The organism is uncultured Pontibacter sp. (assembly GCF_947502515.1).
Lineage (GTDB): Bacteria > Bacteroidota > Bacteroidia > Cytophagales > Hymenobacteraceae > Pontibacter.
The window spans coordinates 596,232-615,893 of the sequence record NZ_CANNAI010000002.1 but is presented as its reverse complement, the minus strand read 5'-3'; the positions used below and the strand labels follow the sequence as shown (position 1 = coordinate 615,893).

Here is a 19,662-nt window from a genome sequence, read left to right as displayed (position 1 = left end):
AGGCCGCTTCTGTCTGGGCTGGTATGTCTATTAGTTTGATCCCGGTCGACCGCGGTACATGCCCGGACCACGCTGCATGTTATCTTCAGTAGCCGGCGCTCCTTTGAAGCTGCGGATGTTGTAAGAGAAAGTGAGCATGAAGAAGCGCTGCAGCACCGTGGACTGCACATCCTCTACATAAGACTCTGTGATATTGCGACGAATGCTCACGTTCTGGTTCATCAGGTCATTCACGCTCAGGCTGATCTCTCCTTGTTTGTCTTTAAAGATCTTCTTACCAAGGCTCATATTCCAAAGCAGGAAGCTGTTGTCCACGCCGGCAGACAAACCAGAGTTGTACTGGTGGTTCAGTTCAGTACGGTATACCAGGTCTTTCCAAAGGATCCAGTTGTAGCGAACACTGGTGTTTTGGTTGAAGAAGTTGTTGTTCTGAGTCGTACGAAGTGTGTTTGACACAATGTTGTAGCTCGAGAAAGTAGAAACTGAAAAGTCTATCTTTTCGCTGATGTTGCTGCTGATGTTAATACCGGCACCCAGGTTGGTGTTGTTGGCATAGTTGATCTGCTCGTCAATCATACCTGGTATTCTGGAGTAACCCACCGTACCGTTCACATTAAAGTTAGAGCTGATAAAGTTAAGCGGCTGTCCGTAGTTGAAGAATGAACGCACATTGTAGTGCCCATTCAGGTTTACAGGGCGGCTCAGGCGGGCACCCGGACGCAATTCATATCCTTCGGCTATACCTTCGGGTACGTTGGTGGTGTACACGCTGTTGGCCACATAGTTGTTGGTCATCGTACCGAACATGCCGATAAAGAACACGCGGTTGGTCTCCGCATTGAAGTTGCGGTAGCGGATGTTCAGACGGCTCTGGTAGTCCTGGTCCAGGTCTGCGTTTCCGATACGTGCCTGCAGTGGGTTAGAGATGTCCAGCACTTCCTGCAACTGCTCAACAGAAGGCACGTTGGTGCTGGTTCTGAAATTCAGGGTCAGGTTCTGAGAGTTAGAGAACTTGTACTCATACTCAGCTGATGGCAGGAAATTGTTGAACTTACGCTCCAGCGGTGCCAGGTCAACCGGGAACTGGCTATCAGTATTCAGGGTGGCATACTGGTAACGTGCATTCACTTGAAGTCTTGCCTTGTCATCACGGTACTGGTAGCTTGGGCCTATGTTCTGAGACAGGTAATCGCTCTTGAAGGTGCTGCTAAGCGGTGTATTGAAGTTTGTATACCCACCGGCTGTTTCCATGTAGTCGTAGGTTCTGCGGTCTGAGTCACGCATCTGGTTACCAATGCTGTACTCTAACTGCCAACGGGATTTTTCACCCAGGCGCTGCGAGTAGTTGGTACTTCCTGACCAGCTGAAGTTTTTGCGGTCCAGACGAATGTACTGGTCGCGAAGCACGTTTCTGTCAGGGTTTTCAAAGTTCTCGGTCTGCTCAAACTGGTAGCCATCTCCTTCTACATTGTTGATGCTCGTGTTGAAGTTGGTTGTCAGGATGCGTCCGGAGTCACCGAAGCGCTTCGAGTAGAGGATGTTATTGTTGAAGTTGAAAGAGGTATTGTCAGAGCTTGCGCGGTTAAGCGACTCCGAAAGGGTGCCCTCCAGATCAAAGGTGCGGGCGTTTCTGCCAGTAAAGCTGTTATCATTCTGCACACGCAGGCTAGGCGTTACCAACAGGCGGTTGTTCTCGTTTATGTTGTATTGCAAACGCATGTTCAGGCGGTGACCGTCTTCACGATCCCTGTTGTCTGCATTCTCAGTATACTGCAGACCAGCATCATCCGAAACAAAGTCACGGAAGCGGTACTGGTCGTTGATGATATCGCGGTTGGTGTAGTTGTAATTTGCGCTCACATCCATTTTCTTGCCCCACTTATCCTGGTAGTTGATGCCAAAGTTGTTGGTGTTGATGATACCAATCGGGGAGCCACCGCCCCAGCCACCTCTACGACCACGCATGCCACCACCTGGTGTTTCACCGATCGAGAAGTCAAACATGTTGATGTTGTTGGTTAGGCCTGTAACCGTGATGCGACGGTCGTTGTTAAAGTAGTTGACAGCGGCACCTGCCATGTAACGGTCATCAGTACCGTAGCCCGCGGAGATCTTACCCGTATAGCCCTGACGGCGGTCTTTGCGGGTGATGAAGTTGATTGTCTTGAGGCGGTTGCCATCCTCAAAACCACTGAAGGAAGCCTGATCGCTCTGTGCGTCAAAGATCTGCACGTTCTCGATCATATCTGAAGAGATGTTGCGCATGGCAGAGGTCACATCCTCACCTGTATAGCGCTTTCCGTCGATCATCACCTGGCGTACTTCCTCACCCTGCGCCTGAATACGGCCATCCTGTACCTGTACACCCGGCATTTTGGTCACTAAGTCTTCGCCACTGGCATCCGGCGCTGTCTTAAAGGCCTTGGCATTGAACTGGGAAGTATCACCTTTCTGCTCACCAAGTGGTGCACGCCCGATAATCTGCACTTCACCCAGTCTGGTGTTTTGCTCCTGCATACTCAGCACACCCAAATTGACAGGTGCCTGTGCAACCTGCACCGGCTTTGATAGCATGTCATAACCCAGGAAGCGAACCTCCAGGGTATAATTGCCAGAGGGAACGCGCTCAAAGCGGAACGCGCCCTGACCATCAGTCATCGTGGTCAGGATTGCCTCGCTGGCAGCACGCTTCATCACGACGCTCGCGCCCGGCAAGCCGCTCTTGTCCGTGGCGCTCTGCACCGTGCCGGTTACGGTTTGTGCGTATACCTGTGAAAAGCCGATCAACATGATCAGCAGAGAGAATAATTTTCTCATCAGATTGTAGAATTGAGTAGTAGTGTTGGTCTATTAAGTAATCGGATAATAAAGCGTAAAATCAGCAGCGAACGGTATGAAGCTCTGCTGTTGGTATCTTTAGAATACAGAAGGGAGGCTAAGGTTTAAACATTAGCTAGAAATATTTTTAGAACAGGATGAACAGGCAAATTATGCCGATAAACTGCGTTGGCAGGCAGACAAACCTGCCCCAACGAGACTGTCGTCAAATCTCGCAGATAGGCGTACAAGCTCTTGCGGCCTTAAAACAGAAGGGATATAATATATGGCTAGCGGTGCTTTTCCCGTAACAGTTCAGCTACTTTTACCATACCTGTGCTGGCTTTCTCTTCGATCAGGTGCAGATTTGGCCGGGGCCGCATATAGGGGAGGTTGGGGTCTACCACAAAGATCGGCGCTTCATCCGGAACCAGGTCCACAAGTCCGGCAGCGGGATATACCACCAGAGAGGTGCCCACAACCAGAAAGATATCTGCACACAAGGTTTCTTCCATGGCCTGCTCCATCATCGGAACGGGCTCTCCGAACCACACGATATTGGGGCGCAGTTGGGAGCCGCGCGCACATTTATCACCCAGATTCAATTGCCAGCCTTCTATCGGATAAACCAGCTTAGGATCAAGTGTACTACGGCTCTCGAAAAGTTTTCCATGGAGGTGGATTACATCAGTAGAGCCGGCACGCTCGTGCAGGTCATCTACGTTCTGCGTAATGATCTTGACTTCAAAGTCCTGCTCCAGTTCAGCCAGCATCTTGTGGCCGGCATTGGGCTGAACGTTGTGCGCATTTTTCCGACGCTGGTTGTAGAAGTCCAGCACAAGTTCCGGATTCTTACGCCAGCCCTGTGGAGAGGCCACTTCCATCACATCATGCCCTTCCCAAAGTCCGTTTGCATCGCGGAAGGTAGCGATGCCACTTTCCGCACTTATACCTGCTCCTGTAAGCGCCACGATTCTTTTCTTAGCCATGCATCTGCTGATTTGATCTGCTATAATTTACTCTGTGTACGCCATTCGGGTTTTTCGTCCGCAGGGTGGCGAGGTATGTAAAATCTGTATACCTATACCTGCAAACGGGACGTAAAAAAGCCGCTCAGTTTAGAGCGGCTTTTCCTGCTTATTTCTTCTTAGCTGTGCCTGTTTTCTTGGCGGCCGGTTTTTTAGCGGCGGCTTTCTTGGCAGCTGGTTTCTTGGTGGCCGGTTTCTTGTCAGCTGTGGCTGTTTCGGTTTTCTTCTTGAATCCGCCACGGCCCTTCTTCTCTGGTGTCTGCTCCGCCAAGTCCAGACATTCCTGCAGGGTCAGATCAGCCGGTTCTTTCCCTTTCGGGATCTTCACGTTTTTCTTGCCCACTACGATGTAAGGGCCATACCTGCCGTTGAGTACCTGCACATCCGGATTCTCCGGGAAAGTCTTGATGAGCTTCTCAGCATCGGCCTTGCGCTTGGCCTCGATGAGGGCTATAGCCTCATCTGCTGTTACCGTCATCGGGTCCAGTGTCTTTGGCAGAGAGTAGAACTTGCTGGCATGACTGATATAGGGACCGAAGCGACCAATAGCAGCCTTCATTTCCTTGTCTTCATACACCCCGACAATGCGTGGCAGTTTGAACAAGTCCAAGGCGTCTTCCAATGTCAGGCTTTCAATGAACTGGCCTTTGCGCAGACTGGCATAAACTGGTTTATCACCTGTCTCAGGATTTTCTTCTCCTAGCTGTACGTAAGGGCCGAAGCGTCCTAGTTTGGCAATGATCTTCTGACCGGATACAGGGTCTATACCTATTTCACGGGCACCAGAGACATCGGCACGGTTGATATTTTCGCTGTTTTCAATGCGCTTGTGGAATTTCTCGTAGAAATTTTCCAGCATTTGTTCCCATTCCTGCTGTCCATGGGCGATCTCATCAAATTCAGCCTCTACACGGGCAGTGAAAGAATAGTCGATCACGTTCGGGAAATGCTCTACCAGGAAGTCATTTACCACCATGGCCATATCAGTAGGGAAGAGCTTGCTCTTCTCAGCACCGGTGATTTCAGTTTTGGTCTGCGCGCTGATCTGGTCGTTTTTCAGGGTCAGGACGTTGAAATTACGCTCTTTGCCTTCACGGCTATCTTTCTCTACGTAGCCACGCTTTTGGATCGTCGAAATGGTAGGAGCGTAGGTAGACGGTCGGCCTATCCCCATTTCCTCCAGTTTCTTTACCAAGCTGGCTTCTGTATACCTTGGCGCAGGACGCGAGTAGCGCTGTGTTGCCTGCATCTGACGTAAGCCAAGCTGCTGGCCTATACTCAATGGTGGCAACATGCCCTTTACATCCTCGTCACTGCCTTCTTCTTCATCTTTCGACTCGATGTATACCTTCAGGAATCCTTCGAACTTGATCACCTCTCCGGTCGCCACCAGTTTGTCGGGCTGCGTGGAGATATCGATCGTGGCAGTTGTTTTCTCGATTTCGGCATCAGCCATTTGCGAGGCAATGGCCCGCTTCCAGATCAACTCGTACAGGCGCTGCTCGTTGCGATCGCTGCTTGCTACCATCTGTGAGAAGTCGGTTGGACGGATGGCCTCGTGTGCCTCCTGAGCTCCCGAAGACTTGGTTTTGAAACGACGGGTCTTCACGAACTTCTCCCCAAAGGAGTTGCGTATCGCACTGGATGCACCCTGGATCGCCTCGTCCGATAGGTTGAGGGAGTCAGTACGCATGTAAGAGATTTTACCTGCCTCGTACAGACGCTGTGCCACAGTCATGGTCTGGGCAACTGAGAAGTACAGTTTACGGCTGGCTTCCTGCTGCAAGGTAGAGGTCGTAAAAGGAGGGGCGGGGCTGCGCTTGAGCGGCTTTGTCTCGAGGTTACCGATCGTATAATCAGCTCCGACACAACGTTGCAGAAATTGCTGCGCCTCTTCCTCGGTTTTGAATTTAGCAGGCAACTCCGCTTCCAGGGTTTTGCCCTGAACATCAAACTGGGCTGTGATCCGGAAGCTCGACTCGGCGTTGAACTTCTCGATTTCACGCTCACGTTCCACCACCAGGCGCACAGCTACGGACTGCACACGGCCAGCTGAGAGGCCTGTTTTGATTTTTTTCCAGAGCACCGGTGACAGCTCGAAACCTACCAGGCGGTCCAGCACGCGGCGGGCCTGCTGCGCATTTACCAGGTCCATGTCGATGCCACGCGGTGTGCTGATGGCGTTAAGGATAGCGTTTTTGGTAATCTCGCGGAAAACGATGCGGCGTGTTTTGGCTTCGTTCAGGTTAAGGGCTTCGGTCAGGTGCCACGAAATGGCTTCTCCTTCGCGGTCATCGTCCGATGCGAGCCATACCGTTTCGGCTTCCTTGGCAAGTTTCTTTAGCTGCGAAACGACGTCTTTTTTGTCGCTCGATATCACATAAGTTGGTTTAAACTTATTTTTGATATCGATGGCGTTGTTGTCTTTAGGCAGGTCCCGCACATGGCCGAAACTCGATTTCACCACAAAATCTTTTCCCAGGTATCCTTCAATCGTTTTGGCCTTGGCCGGTGACTCGACTATGACTAGATTTTTTATCATCCTTTATATTTAGGGGCGATTCATTTGAATTTTGCCCAAAGTTCAAATTTTTTTTCAAACATATACAACCTGAAATTGATAACATAGGTTTAACATGCCATCATTGTTTTGGTGAACAGGCTGTTTTATTAGCTTAACTATCTATACGGACCACTTTTATAATTATATGCAACGATTGTTAGTCATTTGCCGCCACGCAGAGTCAAATGATCCCTTCCCGCTCCAACCAGACTTTGAACGGGAACTCACAAAAAATGGACAGCATCAGGCGAGAATAACCGGGCAGTGGCTCCGTGACACGTTCCAGAAGGTCGATATGATCCTGAGCAGCCCGGCTCCCCGTGCTGGGTTGACTGCCAGGCTATTGGCTGACAAGCTTTACTTTGATGAGGAGCGGATTGAATACGTCCCTGACTTCTACAATGCACGTGAAAGTGTGCTGGCTAATGTACTGGGCAAGCTTCCGGACCATGTGTCGCGTGTGCTCCTGGTCGGTCACAATCCAGGTATAACAAGCCTTGTTCGTACACTGACTGAGCAGCACGTCGCATACCTGGAACCGGCTGGTGCCTACGCCATCAAGCTCGATCTGGACACCTGGCAGGACCTGCATGTTAAAAGCGGAAAGCTGGAATCGCACTTTACGCAAGCTTAAAGTGCAGGCATCATATGTCAGTTTTTTTTGATAGTTTTAGAAACTCATTACTATTTGCACCTATACCTGATCATCAAGAAGCTGGATGAAAACTAAAATAGTAGCTGTGATTAACCAAAAAGGTGGCACAGGTAAAACAACCACCACGATCAACCTGGGCAGTGCGCTAAGCAAACTAGGATATAAGGTCCTGCTGGTTGATCTCGATCCTCAAAGCAATTTATCATATAGTCTTGACGTCTCTTCGCCTGATCAGACACTGGCCGAGGCTTTTCTGGGGTCACAATCCTTCAAAAACATTATCGTTGAAAAAGATGGCCTTTGGGTAGCTCCGGGATCGAACGAATTGGTGGATGTAGAGATATCGCTGGTGTCGCAGCCGGACCGGGAGCAGTTTCTCAAAACCATGCTCTCCCAGGTCAAAGGGTTTGACTATGTGTTGATTGACTGCCCACCTTCACTTTCGGTCCTAACACTAAATGCACTGACAGCCTCGCACGAAGTACTCATACCTTTACAAATGGAAGTTCTGACCCTACAAGGCCTGGACCAGATCATGCAGACGATCGCTAAAGTAAAAAAAGCATTTAACCCGAAACTTAAAATCAAAGGAATCGTAGTGGTCATGTTTGATATGCGTCGCAAGCTGAGTCAGGAAGTGCTCGCATACTTGCGCGAGAACGTGAAAGAAAAAATATTCGACAGTCAGATCAGACTCAATGTAAAGCTGGCAGAAGCACCTTCTTTTGGCAAAAGCGTGTTGGACTATGATAATGCTTCCAATGGGGCTAAAGACTACACAGCACTTGCCGCTGAGTTTTGCCAGGTATAACGTTAGCTTGCAAACAATCGCTATTTTTGAGTAAATTGCCGTAACATTCCCCTTGTACTGTTCAGCCTGTCAGTCTAAAACTGATGCTGACGAAGGGTCGGACAGATGACAAACCCCATACAACCCTAAACATATGGCCTTAGGTAAAAATTTGAAGCTGAGCAAGGAAAAGCTCATCAGTGACGTAGAAACCAGCCAGTCAGAAAAGTCGACTCCGTCGCGTGCGAAAGCCAAGCAGCAGACGCCCGCTGCCACAACTACCGTGGAAGAGAAGCCGGAGACGTCCAAGCCAAAACAGGAAGGCGCAACTGCCGCTGCCTCGTCAGCCAGGCCAGAAGCAGCTGAGGCTTCTGGCAAAAAAGATTCTGGAACCAGCTCGCTAGCAGTTAAAAGTGCGCCTAATGGCAAGCAAAGCCGCAAGCAGGTGTTGCCTTCAAGCCCTGAGTACATCAGCGAACAGCTCAATAAAGTACTTTACGCACTTGATGCCTTTAAGAAGGGGGATATCTCAGTTCGTCTGACAAAGCAGAACGACGACATATTTGCTGAGATCGCCGAAGCCTACAATTCGATGGTGGAAATGATCGGTGGTGTAGGTGGGGAGGTGTCCCGCATCTCGAAAGTAGCCGGTGTGGAGGGTAACCTGAAAGCCCGCGCCTCGGCCGAGAATGCTTCCGGTTTCTGGAAGGACATGATCAATAACATCAACGGCCTGGTAGACTCCATTGCGGTTCCGGTACTTGAAGTGGGTAAAGTACTGAAGAACATCTCGCGTGGTAATCTGGATGAAACATTCCAGATTCCGGTATCGGGAGACTTCAAGGTCATGGCCGAAACCATCAACCGCACGATCGACAACCTGAACCTGTTTGCAGGTGAGGTAACGCGTGTGGCCTTGGAAGTGGGTACGGAGGGTAAACTAGGTGGCCAGGCATCGGTGCCAAATGTGGCCGGTGTATGGAAAGACCTGACCGATAATGTAAATACCATGGCCAGTAACCTGACATCCCAGGTACGCGACATTTCTAGTGTGGCGACTGCGGTAGCGAAAGGTAACCTGGCTCAAAAAATATCAGTGGATGTACGCGGTGAGTTTGCCCAGCTGAAGGACAACATGAACCAGATGGTGGACTCCCTGAACATCTTCGCTGACGAAGTAACCCGTGTGGCACGTGAAGTGGGTACGGAAGGACGCCTCGGCGGACAAGCCAAAGTGCCGAACGTGGGTGGGGTTTGGAAGGACCTGACCGATAACGTGAACACCATGGCCTCCAACCTGACCTCTCAGATGCGTGACATTGCAAACGTATCTACTGCTGTTGCGAAAGGCGACCTGACGCAGAAGATCACGGTGAATGTACGCGGTGAGATGGCTGAGCTGAAGGATATCATCAACCAAATGGTGGACTCCCTGAACATTTTCGCAGGTGAGGTAACCCGTGTTGCCCGCGAAGTAGGAACAGAAGGTAAACTGGGTGGTCAGGCTGCTGTACCAAATGTAGAAGGTACCTGGAAAGAACTGACCGATAATGTGAACCTGATGGCCGGTAACCTGACCCTGCAGGTACGCGACATTGCCGAGGTAGCAACCGCCGTGGCAAAAGGTGACCTGACCCAGAAAGTGTCCGTGGACGTGAAAGGGGAGCTGGGTGACCTGAAAGACATATTGAATGAAATGGTGGACCGACTGAATGTGTTTGGCGCGGAAGTAACCCGTGTGGCACGTGAGGTAGGCACCGAAGGCATACTGGGTGGCCAGGCAAACGTGCCAAACGTAGCCGGCATCTGGAAAGAGCTTACCGACAACGTGAACTACATGGCCTCCAACCTGACGCTGCAGGTACGTGACATTGCCAACGTAGCTACTGCGGTGGCGAAAGGTGACCTGAGCCAGAAAATCACGGTGAATGTGAAAGGCGAACTAGCCGACCTGAAGGAGAACTTAAACCAGATGGTGGACTCGCTCAACATTTTTGCTGACGAGGTAACCAGAGTGGCACGTGAGGTAGGTACAGAAGGTCGCTTGGGTGGTCAGGCATCGGTACCGAATGTGGGCGGTGTTTGGAAAGACCTCACCGACAACGTGAACACCATGGCCAGCAACCTGACCTTACAGGTACGCGACATTGCCAATGTAGCCACTGCGGTGGCGAAAGGCGATTTGGCGCAGAAAGTGTCTGTGGATGTGAAAGGTGAGCTGGGTGAGTTGAAGGAAAACATCAACCGCATGGTGGACTCACTGAATATCTTCGCCGGTGAGGTAACCCGTGTGGCGCTCGAGGTAGGTACAGAGGGTAAGCTGGGCGGCCAGGCCAACGTGCCAAACGTGGCCGGTGTATGGAAAGACTTAACAGACAATGTAAACACGATGGCCTCCAACCTGACAACACAGGTACGAGGTATAGCAAAAGTGGCCACCGCAGTTGCGAAAGGTGACTTAAGCCAGAAAATCACGGTTGAGGCAAGAGGCGAGATCTTGGATCTGAAAGAAAACCTCAACCAGATGGTGGACTCACTCAATATCTTCGGTGACGAAGTAACAAGAGTGGCCCGCGAAGTAGGTACGGAGGGTAAGTTAGGCGGACAGGCGAATGTACCAAACGTAGCCGGTACCTGGAAGGACCTGACCGACAATGTGAACTACATGGCCTCCAACCTGACCTCTCAGGTACGGGACATTGCCAAGGTTGCGACTGCGGTAGCGAAAGGTGACCTGAGTCAGAAAATTACCGTGGAAGCCCGCGGTGAGATCCTGGACCTGAAGGAGAACCTGAACCAGATGGTGGACTCGCTCAATATCTTCGCTGACGAGGTAACTCGTGTGGCACGTGAGGTGGGTACAGAAGGACGCTTGGGTGGTCAAGCCAATGTGCCGAAAGTACGCGGTACCTGGAAGGAGTTGACCGACAACGTGAACACCATGGCCTCGAATTTAACACTGCAAGTACGTGACATCGCTAAGGTGGCAACTGCAGTGGCGAAAGGTGACCTGACTCAGAAAGTGTCTGTGGATGTGAAAGGTGAGCTCGGCGAGTTGAAGGAAAACATCAACCGCATGGTGGACTCCCTGAACATCTTCGCCGGTGAGGTAACCCGTGTGGCGCTCGAGGTAGGAACAGAAGGTAAGCTTGGCGGCCAAGCGAATGTGCCAAACGTAGGCGGTACCTGGAAAGACCTGACCGATAATGTAAATACCATGGCCTCCAACCTGACAACTCAGGTACGTGGTATAGTGCGTGTAGTAACAGCGGTATCGAAAGGTGACTTGACCCAAAAACTGACCCTCGAAGCACGAGGCGAAGTAGCGGAACTAGCCGATACGATTAACACGATGGTGGTGGACCTGAACCGTCTGGCGGGTGAGGTTAGCCGCGTGGCAAGAGTTGCTGGTGTGGAAGGAAAACTGACTGAGCGGGCGACACTTGCAGGCGTAGGCGGTAGCTGGAAAGAACTGGTGGATACCCTGAACGACCTATTGGAGTCCATTGTAACCCCAGTACTGGAAGTATCCCGCGTGGTGCGTGCGATCTCTGAAGGTGATTTAACGCAGAAAGTAGAAGCCCATACTGCAGGTGATATCCTTGACATGGCCAACGCCCTGAACCTGGCCGTTGATAACCTGAACGCCCTGCTTGGTGAGATCAATGACTCTTCACTTGTAGTGGGAAGCTCTTCAGAAGAGATGGCAGATAAAGGCCTTGAAATGAACCGTGTAACGCTGGATGTGGCGCTTGCCATGCAGCAAATGGCGGAAGGTGCCCAGAATCAGGCCCTCAAGACGGACCAAGCCTTCAAACTGATAGAAGAAATCATGAAAACCACGAAAGACACGGCTAACCGTGCGGAAGTGGTGAACAAATCAGCTTTACTAGGTGAGGAAACTTCACAGCTCGGTCTGAAGACAGTGGCGGAAGTGGTGAAAAACATGGAAGAAATCTCCAGCTCTGCTTCGCTTACCTCTAAAACAATTGAAGTACTAAGCGCCCGTTCGCAGGAAATCTCCAAGTCACTTGGTGTGATCACCGACATTGCCGCACAAACCAACTTGCTGGCCCTGAACGCTGCCATTGAGGCGGCCCGTGCAGGTGAGGCAGGGCGTGGTTTCGCAGTAGTAGCCGAGGAGATTCGTAAATTGGCCGAAGGATCACGCAAGTCAGCCAGCGAAATTGCGACACTAGTAGATGATGTGAAAAAAGATACTGCATCAGCTGCGATGGCGATCTCAACCATGGAAGGTCGTGTATTGAAAGGAAAGAATGCGACATTCGAAGCATCCGGCGCCTTCAAAAACATTGCTGCTTCAAGTGGTGAAACACTACGCACCGCACAGGACATCCTGACAGCGACTGAAGTTCAGAAATCATCGATCGGCGACGTAGTGAAATACGTGGAAGAGGTAGTAGCCATTGCCGAGCAAACGGCTTCCGGCACACAGCAGGTGGCTAGCACTGCCAAGCAACTTTCCACTTCGATGCAGGAGCTGACGTCATCTTCTCAGAACCTGAACGACATTGCTGCGGATCTGCAAATCAGTATCTCCGCCTTCAAGCTGGTGGATGGCAACCTGGTGTTTAACCACAGCCCGAACAATCGTCGCCTGGCTTCCATGCCGACTAAGCCGAAGCAAAAGCAGCTCACCGGCAATGCACGCCTGAGCTCGGTTAGCTCCAGAAACAAGAGCAGCGAGGACAACAGCAAATAAACCGTTCCGGACTGATGAAAGAAAAGACGAACAAAAAAGAGGCGCCATCAGCAGCCGTTGAATCCGGAACGGATAAGACAGCTGAGACTGCAGTGGCTTCTGCCAAAGATAATCCGGCCAAGCCTGAAGCGGTAAAGGAGGAAATGATTCACCTGATCGTTTTCAAGCTTGGGGCGGAAGAATATGGTATCAAGATAGATCAGGTAAAAGAGGTAACCGTTACGCCAAATGTAACCCGCATGCCCCGAACGCCTGATTTCATTAAAGGGGTAGCCAATATCCGTGGTGATATTATCGCGATCATGGATCTGGAAGAGCGCTTTGGCATTCGTCCTGTTCCACTGGCCGGAGACCTGAATCCGCACATTACCTATACCCTGGTGATTGAAGCAAAGGAGTACAGCATTGGGGTGATCGTGCGCGAAGTACCGCAGTCCCTGAACCTGTCTATGACCAAAATTGACAAGACTCCCTCGTTTCTGCAGGACATCAATATCCATGAGAATTACATAGAAGGCATTGCCAAGGTGAACAACCGCCTTATCATTGTACTGGATATGTACAAGATCCTGACACAGGACGAGATCAGAGAGTTGAAAAGTAACTAAAGCAATTCATTCACATTGAAGCTATACTTTAAAGTATGAAAAGAATTCTGATTGTAGATGACTCTTTCTACATGCGCACAATGCTCAAAAATATGCTCACCGATGCGGGCTATGAGATCGTTGGGGAAGCGCCCAATGGGCAGACAGCACTTGAGCTGGCCAAAGAAACAAATCCTGACCTGATTACCCTCGATGTGATCCTGCCAGACAATACAGGGCTTGATGTGCTGAAAGGCATCAAAGCAGAGCAGCCTGATATGAAAATCGTGATTGTGAGTGCCGTAGGGCAGGAAGTGATCGTGAATGAGGCGCTGGAGTATGGTGCACTTTCTTACATCGTAAAGCCTTTCTCGGAAGAGAAGGTGCTGGAAGTAGTGAAGAAAGCGCTGGACGAATAGCGCTGATCTGACTTATAAAGTACTCATTGTTGGCAGTAGGAAAGGAATCGTACTTTGAAAGGACAGCAAGCTAAAAGTGCTCGTTGCTGACAGCTCAAGCCATGCCCGCCTGGTGCTGGAAAGCATCCTGAGTGGTTCAGCTGATCTGGAAGTGACAGGCCTTGCTTCAAATGGAACCCAGTTACTGGAATCATTGCGCCACCATCAGGTGGATGTGATCCTGGCTTCAGTAGATCTACGAAAGAACGAGCAATTGCTCGTTTTTAAGCAGATTTTCAGCGAATGTCCTACACCGATTGTGATGGTGGTGGAGAAGGAGCAACTAAGCCTGGAACTTCTCAAGGATGCGATAGACCTGGGTGTTTACAGTGTCATCGTTAAACCTGGCCCTCCGGCAAGATCTGCTTACAGAACGATGGCAGAAGAGATTTGCAGGAAGGTATCAGCAGTGCGTGACACTGAATACTGGGATCCTCAAAAACGTTTGAGTATGCTGGGAGAGGAAATGCTGATTTTCCCGCAGGCAGCTCAAAAAGATGCCAGGAATGTGACAGCGGACACCATCATTGTGATAGGAGCTTCGACTGGAGGCACCCAGGCCGTAGAGCAGATCATCCGGCAGTTAGACACGGGGCTCAAAGCTGCAGTTCTGGTTGCCATACACCTGCCGCCGAAGTTTACGCACAGTTACTCACGCAGGCTCAAGGGTATGACCGAGCTAACCGTACTTGAAGGCCGCACGGGGCTTATACCTAAGCCCGGGAAAGTTATAATAGCACCTGGTGGCAGAAACATGATTGTACACACGGTCATGGGAAACGCCTCTAGTCTGAAAATAGGTTTTAGTGAAGACAATGGCGCAGAGCATGATCTGCCTTCGGTGGACAAACTGATGCAGGCGGTGGCACAAAGTGGCGTAAGGCGCGTGATCGGTGTCATCCTGACAGGTATGGGGAGAGACGGCACAGCTGGAGCCAAAGCCATTGCACTTCGAAAAGGAGGACATGTGATAGCGCAGGATGAAGCCTCATCAGCCATTTTTGGAATGGCAAAATCTGCGATAGAAAGCGGAAATACCGACAAAGTGCTGCCTTTGTCAAAAATTGCCCAGTACCTGAACCGGTACGTGGCAGCAGAACAGCAGCAAGTCAGTACAACTGACGTGAATTCATGAAATCGAGAGAGCAGGAGTATAAAGAGATATTTATAGCAGAAGCGCTGGAATACTTCGACGCCCTAAACAGGCTCATCAGCGAACTGGAAAAACGACCGCAGGACGATCAGGTGCTGGCGGAGATATTCCGTATGCTGCATAACCTGAAGGCGAATGCGAAGGCGATCGGCTATCTGCAGATCTCAGACGTATCCCATAAGCTCGAAACCGCCTTTGGCCTCATACGCAATAAGGAACTGAGCTTCAGCGACGAGGTAGTAGGCGTTCTTTTTGACGGCATCGATCTGCTTGGCGAGTTGATCAAGAGCATTGACAGCGAACGGCAGGTGGAAGTTGATCCGGTGCTGATCCGCAACCTCGACATTATTGTCGACAGCTTATCAGACAGCACAGTAGAGTTGGCAAAGGTGCAGAAATTTAGCACTTCACGCAATCTGACACTCTCCGACCTGATTTACATTCAGGTAAAGAAGCTGGATCACCTCATGAACCTGGTAGGGGAGCTGATCATTGACCGTGACCGCATCCTTTCACTAAGTCGTGAACTGGATAGCGATGAACTAAAGACGGTGGGTTCTCACCTGTATCGCATTACAGAAGATCTGCAGTACAGTGTAATGGATGCACGCCTGGTAAGCATCGGTACTTTGTTCAACAAGTTTCCGAGGGTGGTGCGTGATATTGCCACTGCCGAAAAAAAGGAAATTGACCTGGAGCTGAGCGGGCAGGATATTCAGATTGACCGCAATATTCTGCAGATCATGACAGACTCATTGCTGCACCTGGTGCGCAACGCCATTACGCATGGCATTGAGAAACCTGAGCAGCGTGTGAGGGCAGATAAAACAAAGGCCGGATTACTGCAACTCTCAGCCCGCAGTGACCGCGAAAGTGTGGTGATTACGCTTACTGATGATGGAAAAGGTATAGACATCGGGAAAGTGAAGAAAGCAGCAGTGGCCCAGCAGTTAGTGCCAGCCGATGTGGCTGAAAACCTTCCTGATTCAGAGGTATATTCTTTCCTGTTTGAGCCAGGCTTCTCTCTAGCCAAAGAAGTAACCGAATTTTCGGGTCGTGGTGTGGGATTGGATGTGGTGAAGAATGCAATTGATTCAATAGGCGGGCGCATCCGTATAGAATCAGAGAAAGGAAAGGGGACCAGCTTTATACTGCAATTACCAACTTCTATTGCAGTAAAAGGCGCTCTTTTGTTTGAGATAGACAGTATTTTCTACGCCATTCCACTGATCCACACAGATTCAGTGGTGGCACTGGACAAAGACGAACTCCATGAGGTAGGCGAGGTGCTTGTTGCCGATATCAAAGGGGAAACAGTGACTGTCGTATACCTGGACGAACTCCTGAATGTGGAGGAAAGCCAGATGCGTCTGGGTGACAAAACACGGTTGAAGGGCCAGGTGCAGAACATTATCATTGTTTCGTACAACAACCGTAAGCTTGGTCTGATCGTGGACAAACTTTACCGTCAGCAGGACATTGTGGTAAAGCCACTTAGCAAACCGCTGGATAGCATAGATTTATATGGTGGTGTCACACTGCTTGGTACAGGCAAAGTATGCCTGGTACTGGATGTGCCTGCCATAACCAGATACTTTGTGAATAGAAGATGAGGAAATGAGGCGATGGATAACAGAACTAATAACACGACGAACATGATGGATACGCATGTAACCGAGTTGGAAAAGGACATTATCAAGGAGATCCTGAATATAGGACTGGCCCGGGCTGCCGATTCTTTCGCTGTGATCGCCAAAGATAAAGTCATGCTGAAGGTGCCTGATGTGCAGCTCATTGAAGTAAAGGACCTTATTGCGCTCATCGCTAAATATGAAGACACACATTTTATTATTCAGTCTGATATAAAAGGTGATTTCAATGGAGCTACGCTCATGCTCTTTTCAGAGGAGCACATCAGCCTGCTCTCCAGTGTGTGCCTGAGCATGCTGAATGTGCAGAAGGGCGAACTGAGTGTCATGCAGGAGTCCCTTTTGCTCGAGATCAGTAACATTATTACCGGTGCTTTGGTCACCCAGCTTGCCAATATCCTCAAAAGCAATATTTACGGTTCGCCACCAAAGGCACCCAAAAATCATATAGCTAACTCGCTGAAAGACATCCTGGTACAGCACCCACTTTTCCAACCTCTCGTGTTTACTGTGATCACCAAGTTTCAGCACAATTCAAAAGACGTGGAGCTTCCGCTGCTTTTGTTCTTCGACACCAGCACCCTGCTTAAAATGCTTGAAATCATCAGAACTTTTAAGGTATAGATTTACCTGATCGAATTTTTTGAAATAAAATATCTGACGAGCTATACCTGTCGGGATGTCCCCACCAGGTATAGCTCGTTCACTTTTTACGCTATCCCTGCCATAATTCAGACCCCATTGACGACCCGATGCGTAAAGTCTAATTGATAGGTCCTGTTTGAATATAGCGCCAGTTTTCGTTTTTTTGCATTTTTATATATTTGAAACCACACAGTCAATTAATGAACGCCTTAGGAAGACACATTTTAGTTGAATTTTACGATTGCTCTCCTGAACTGATGAACGATGTGATGCACATCGAAAACAGCATGGTTGCCGCTGCCGAAACAGCCGGAGCCACTGTCATCAACAGTACTTTCCATCACTTCTCGCCTTATGGCGTGTCAGGTGTGGTGGTAATTCAGGAAAGCCACCTGGCCATCCATACCTGGCCTGAGTATGGCTATGCAGCCGTAGACCTTTTCACCTGTGGCGACTCTGTTGACCCATGGGTATCTTATACCTATCTGAAAGAAGCATTTCAGTCTGGCCATGGCTCTTCTATGGAGCTACGTCGCGGCCAGCTAAGTCTGCTGAAGCGCAATGATTTCAACTTGGAGACCCTGCGTGATGCGACCGCAAAGACGATAGAAGCCGATGGCTCCATTACAAGAGATGTCTGGTTCACGGAGCGCGATGAAAACATCGCTCTTTCGTTGAAGCACACAGGTAACCAGCTTTATAAGAAAGATTCGGAGTACCAGCGTGTAGAAATTTATGAAACGCTTGCTTACGGCAATATGCTGACGCTGGATGGCATGGTGATGTGCACACAGAAAGATGAGTATGTTTACCATGAGATGATCACCCATGTGCCGATGTTCAGTAACCGCTCAGCCAAGCGCGCCCTGGTGATCGGTGGTGGTGACGGTGGTACGGTACGCGAACTCCTGCGCCACGAGCAGCTGGAAGAGGTGACACTTGTAGAGATCGATGAACTGGTGATCGAAGCCTGTAAACTGCACCTTCCGGAAACAGCCGTGGCGTTTGACAATCCGCGCCTGAACCTGCTGGTAGCGGATGGCATCAAGTATATTAAAGAATGCGCCGACGAGCATTACGACCTCATCATCGTGGACTCAGCTGATCCGGTTGGCCCGGGAGAAGGTCTGTTCACAGCAGAATTTTACCAGGAGGTATACCGCTGCCTGACGAAAGACGGTGTGATGATCACACAGAGTGAGTCTCCGCGCTTCAACTCTGCTGTGTTTGTAGAGATCTACGATACCTACAAGAAGATATTCGGACAGGAGAAAGTACACTGTTACCTGGCCGCTATACCTACTTATCCGACAGGCACCTGGAGTTTCTCTTATTCAGCGAAGGGCAGTGCGAATCCATTGCAATTCGATAGAGAGGAAGCTGCAGCTTTCTCCCAGAAAGAAGGCCTTAAATATTACAATGAAGCTGTGCATGCGGCTTCATTTGCCCTTCCGAACTTTGTGAAGGAGCTTTTAAACACAAAACCTGAAAATGTAACTGATGAGTACTCAGCAGAACCAACCAACTAACAGCAAGCAGCAAAAAATCGCAGCCTTTGACCCCAATGGTGTTGGCGATGTAAATGGTGGCCTATTTGGTCTGCCTTTTACAGTAGAAGAATCGGAGGTTGTGCTTATACCTGTGCCTTGGGAAGTAACCGTGTCTTACAGTGCCGGTACTGCAGCCGGACCACAGGCCATCAAGGAAGCCTCACCTCAGCTTGACCTGTTTGAGCCCGCCATCAAAGAAGCCTGGAAGCTAGGTATAGCCATGGAGGAGATTTCAGAAGAATGGGCTGCTGTGAGCGATAACCTGCGTCAGCGGGCTGAGAATTACATCAACTGGCTGGAGGAGGGAAGCCCCGAGTCTGACAGAGCTGAGTTTGAGAACCTGCCAACAGATGTAACTGAAAAGGGGGAAGAACTACTGCATTGGCTGAAGTCGAAGGCGCATTCCTACCTGGATCAAGGCAAACTGGTTGGCGTAGTTGGCGGTGATCACAGCACACCGCTTGGTCTGATGCATGCGCTGGCTGAACGCCACGAGGAGTACGGCATTCTGCAGGTGGATGCGCATGCCGATTTGCGTGACGCTTATGAGGGCTTCAAATATTCGCATGCCTCTATCATGTACAATGCCTTGCAACTGCCTCAGGTTAAAAAGCTGGTGCAGGTAGGTATACGCGACATCTGCCAGGCAGAAGCAGAACTGGCTAATCAGTCCAACGGACGAGTAGCTATTTTCTACGACAGCGTACTGAAAGAGAATATGTACGAGGGCGACAGCTGGAAGAAAGAGTGTAAAAAGATCATTGCCCAGCTTCCTCAAAAGGTATACATCAGCTTTGACATTGACGGGCTGGACCCGAAACTTTGCCCAGCCACAGGCACACCTGTGCCAGGCGGTCTGGAGTTTGAAGAAGCTGTATACCTGATCAAGGCACTGGTTCGCTCAGGCCGAGAGATCATCGGTTTTGACCTGTGCGAAGTAGCGCCGGGCGACAGTGAGTGGAATGGCAATGTTGGTGCCCGATTGCTTTACAAGCTCTGCAACTGGATGGCTGTCTCTCAAAAACGCTTAGAGGTACAGTAATT

Annotated in this window: 13 protein-coding genes; 10 read left to right on the top strand and 3 right to left on the bottom strand. The window is 50.1% G+C overall.

Annotated elements, in window-relative coordinates; all coding sequences use genetic code 11:
* Positions 1-30 precede the first annotated feature (30 nt).
* The 3 genes from Q1A54_RS07375 to topA all read right to left on the bottom strand — a co-directional run bounded on the left by Q1A54_RS07375 (position 31) and on the right by topA (position 6,387).
* Positions 31-2,817, bottom strand: a complete 2,787-nt coding sequence (locus tag Q1A54_RS07375) for a TonB-dependent receptor (protein ID WP_299986322.1) — start codon at positions 2,815-2,817, stop codon at positions 31-33.
* Between the two features lie 290 nt (positions 2,818-3,107).
* Positions 3,108-3,806, bottom strand: coding sequence for an NAD-dependent deacylase (locus Q1A54_RS07370; protein WP_299986320.1), 699 nt, complete (start codon positions 3,804-3,806; stop codon positions 3,108-3,110).
* 148 nt (positions 3,807-3,954) lie between these two features.
* Entirely contained in the window at positions 3,955-6,387 is a 2,433-nt protein-coding gene (gene topA, locus Q1A54_RS07365; RefSeq protein ID WP_299986318.1) for a type I DNA topoisomerase, read from the bottom strand.
* A 166-nt stretch (positions 6,388-6,553) separates the two neighbouring features.
* On the opposite strand from topA, the gene Q1A54_RS07360 reads away from it, so the two are divergent.
* The 10 genes from Q1A54_RS07360 to Q1A54_RS07315 all read left to right on the top strand — a co-directional run bounded on the left by Q1A54_RS07360 (position 6,554) and on the right by Q1A54_RS07315 (position 19,660).
* A complete protein-coding gene (locus tag Q1A54_RS07360) occupies positions 6,554-7,042 on the top strand; it encodes a histidine phosphatase family protein (protein WP_299986316.1) in 489 nt (162 codons plus the stop codon).
* 85 nt (positions 7,043-7,127) lie between these two features.
* Positions 7,128-7,874: a ParA family protein gene (locus tag Q1A54_RS07355; RefSeq protein ID WP_299986314.1), complete on the top strand. Its 747-nt coding sequence runs from the start codon at positions 7,128-7,130 to the stop codon at positions 7,872-7,874.
* Positions 7,875-8,007: 133 nt separating this feature from the next.
* The gene (locus tag Q1A54_RS07350; protein WP_299986312.1) at positions 8,008-12,576 is read left to right on the top strand and encodes a HAMP domain-containing protein; all 4,569 of its coding nucleotides are present in this window, start codon (positions 8,008-8,010) and stop codon (positions 12,574-12,576) included.
* A gap of 14 nt (positions 12,577-12,590) precedes the next feature.
* Positions 12,591-13,184 (top strand): chemotaxis protein CheW, encoded by a 594-nt coding sequence (locus Q1A54_RS07345; protein ID WP_196115016.1) that lies wholly within the window; start codon positions 12,591-12,593, stop codon positions 13,182-13,184.
* A 35-nt stretch (positions 13,185-13,219) separates the two neighbouring features.
* A complete protein-coding gene (locus Q1A54_RS07340) occupies positions 13,220-13,582 on the top strand; it encodes a response regulator (RefSeq protein ID WP_007658217.1) in 363 nt (120 codons plus the stop codon).
* Positions 13,583-13,658: 76 nt separating this feature from the next.
* Entirely contained in the window at positions 13,659-14,756 is a 1,098-nt protein-coding gene (locus Q1A54_RS07335) for a chemotaxis protein CheB (protein ID WP_299986307.1), read from the top strand.
* Positions 14,753-16,387 (top strand): chemotaxis protein CheA, encoded by a 1,635-nt coding sequence (locus Q1A54_RS07330; RefSeq protein WP_196115014.1) that lies wholly within the window; start codon positions 14,753-14,755, stop codon positions 16,385-16,387. The genes Q1A54_RS07335 and Q1A54_RS07330 overlap by 4 nt, the downstream gene beginning before the upstream one ends.
* A 12-nt stretch (positions 16,388-16,399) precedes the next feature.
* Positions 16,400-17,047: a chemotaxis protein CheC gene (locus Q1A54_RS07325; protein ID WP_299986303.1), complete on the top strand. Its 648-nt coding sequence runs from the start codon at positions 16,400-16,402 to the stop codon at positions 17,045-17,047.
* A 221-nt stretch (positions 17,048-17,268) separates the two neighbouring features.
* Positions 17,269-18,597, top strand: coding sequence for a polyamine aminopropyltransferase (gene speE, locus Q1A54_RS07320; protein WP_299986301.1), 1,329 nt, complete (start codon positions 17,269-17,271; stop codon positions 18,595-18,597).
* Positions 18,569-19,660: an agmatinase family protein gene (locus Q1A54_RS07315; RefSeq protein ID WP_299986299.1), complete on the top strand. Its 1,092-nt coding sequence runs from the start codon at positions 18,569-18,571 to the stop codon at positions 19,658-19,660. The genes speE and Q1A54_RS07315 overlap by 29 nt, the downstream gene beginning before the upstream one ends.
* The last annotated feature ends 2 nt before the right edge of the window (positions 19,661-19,662 follow it).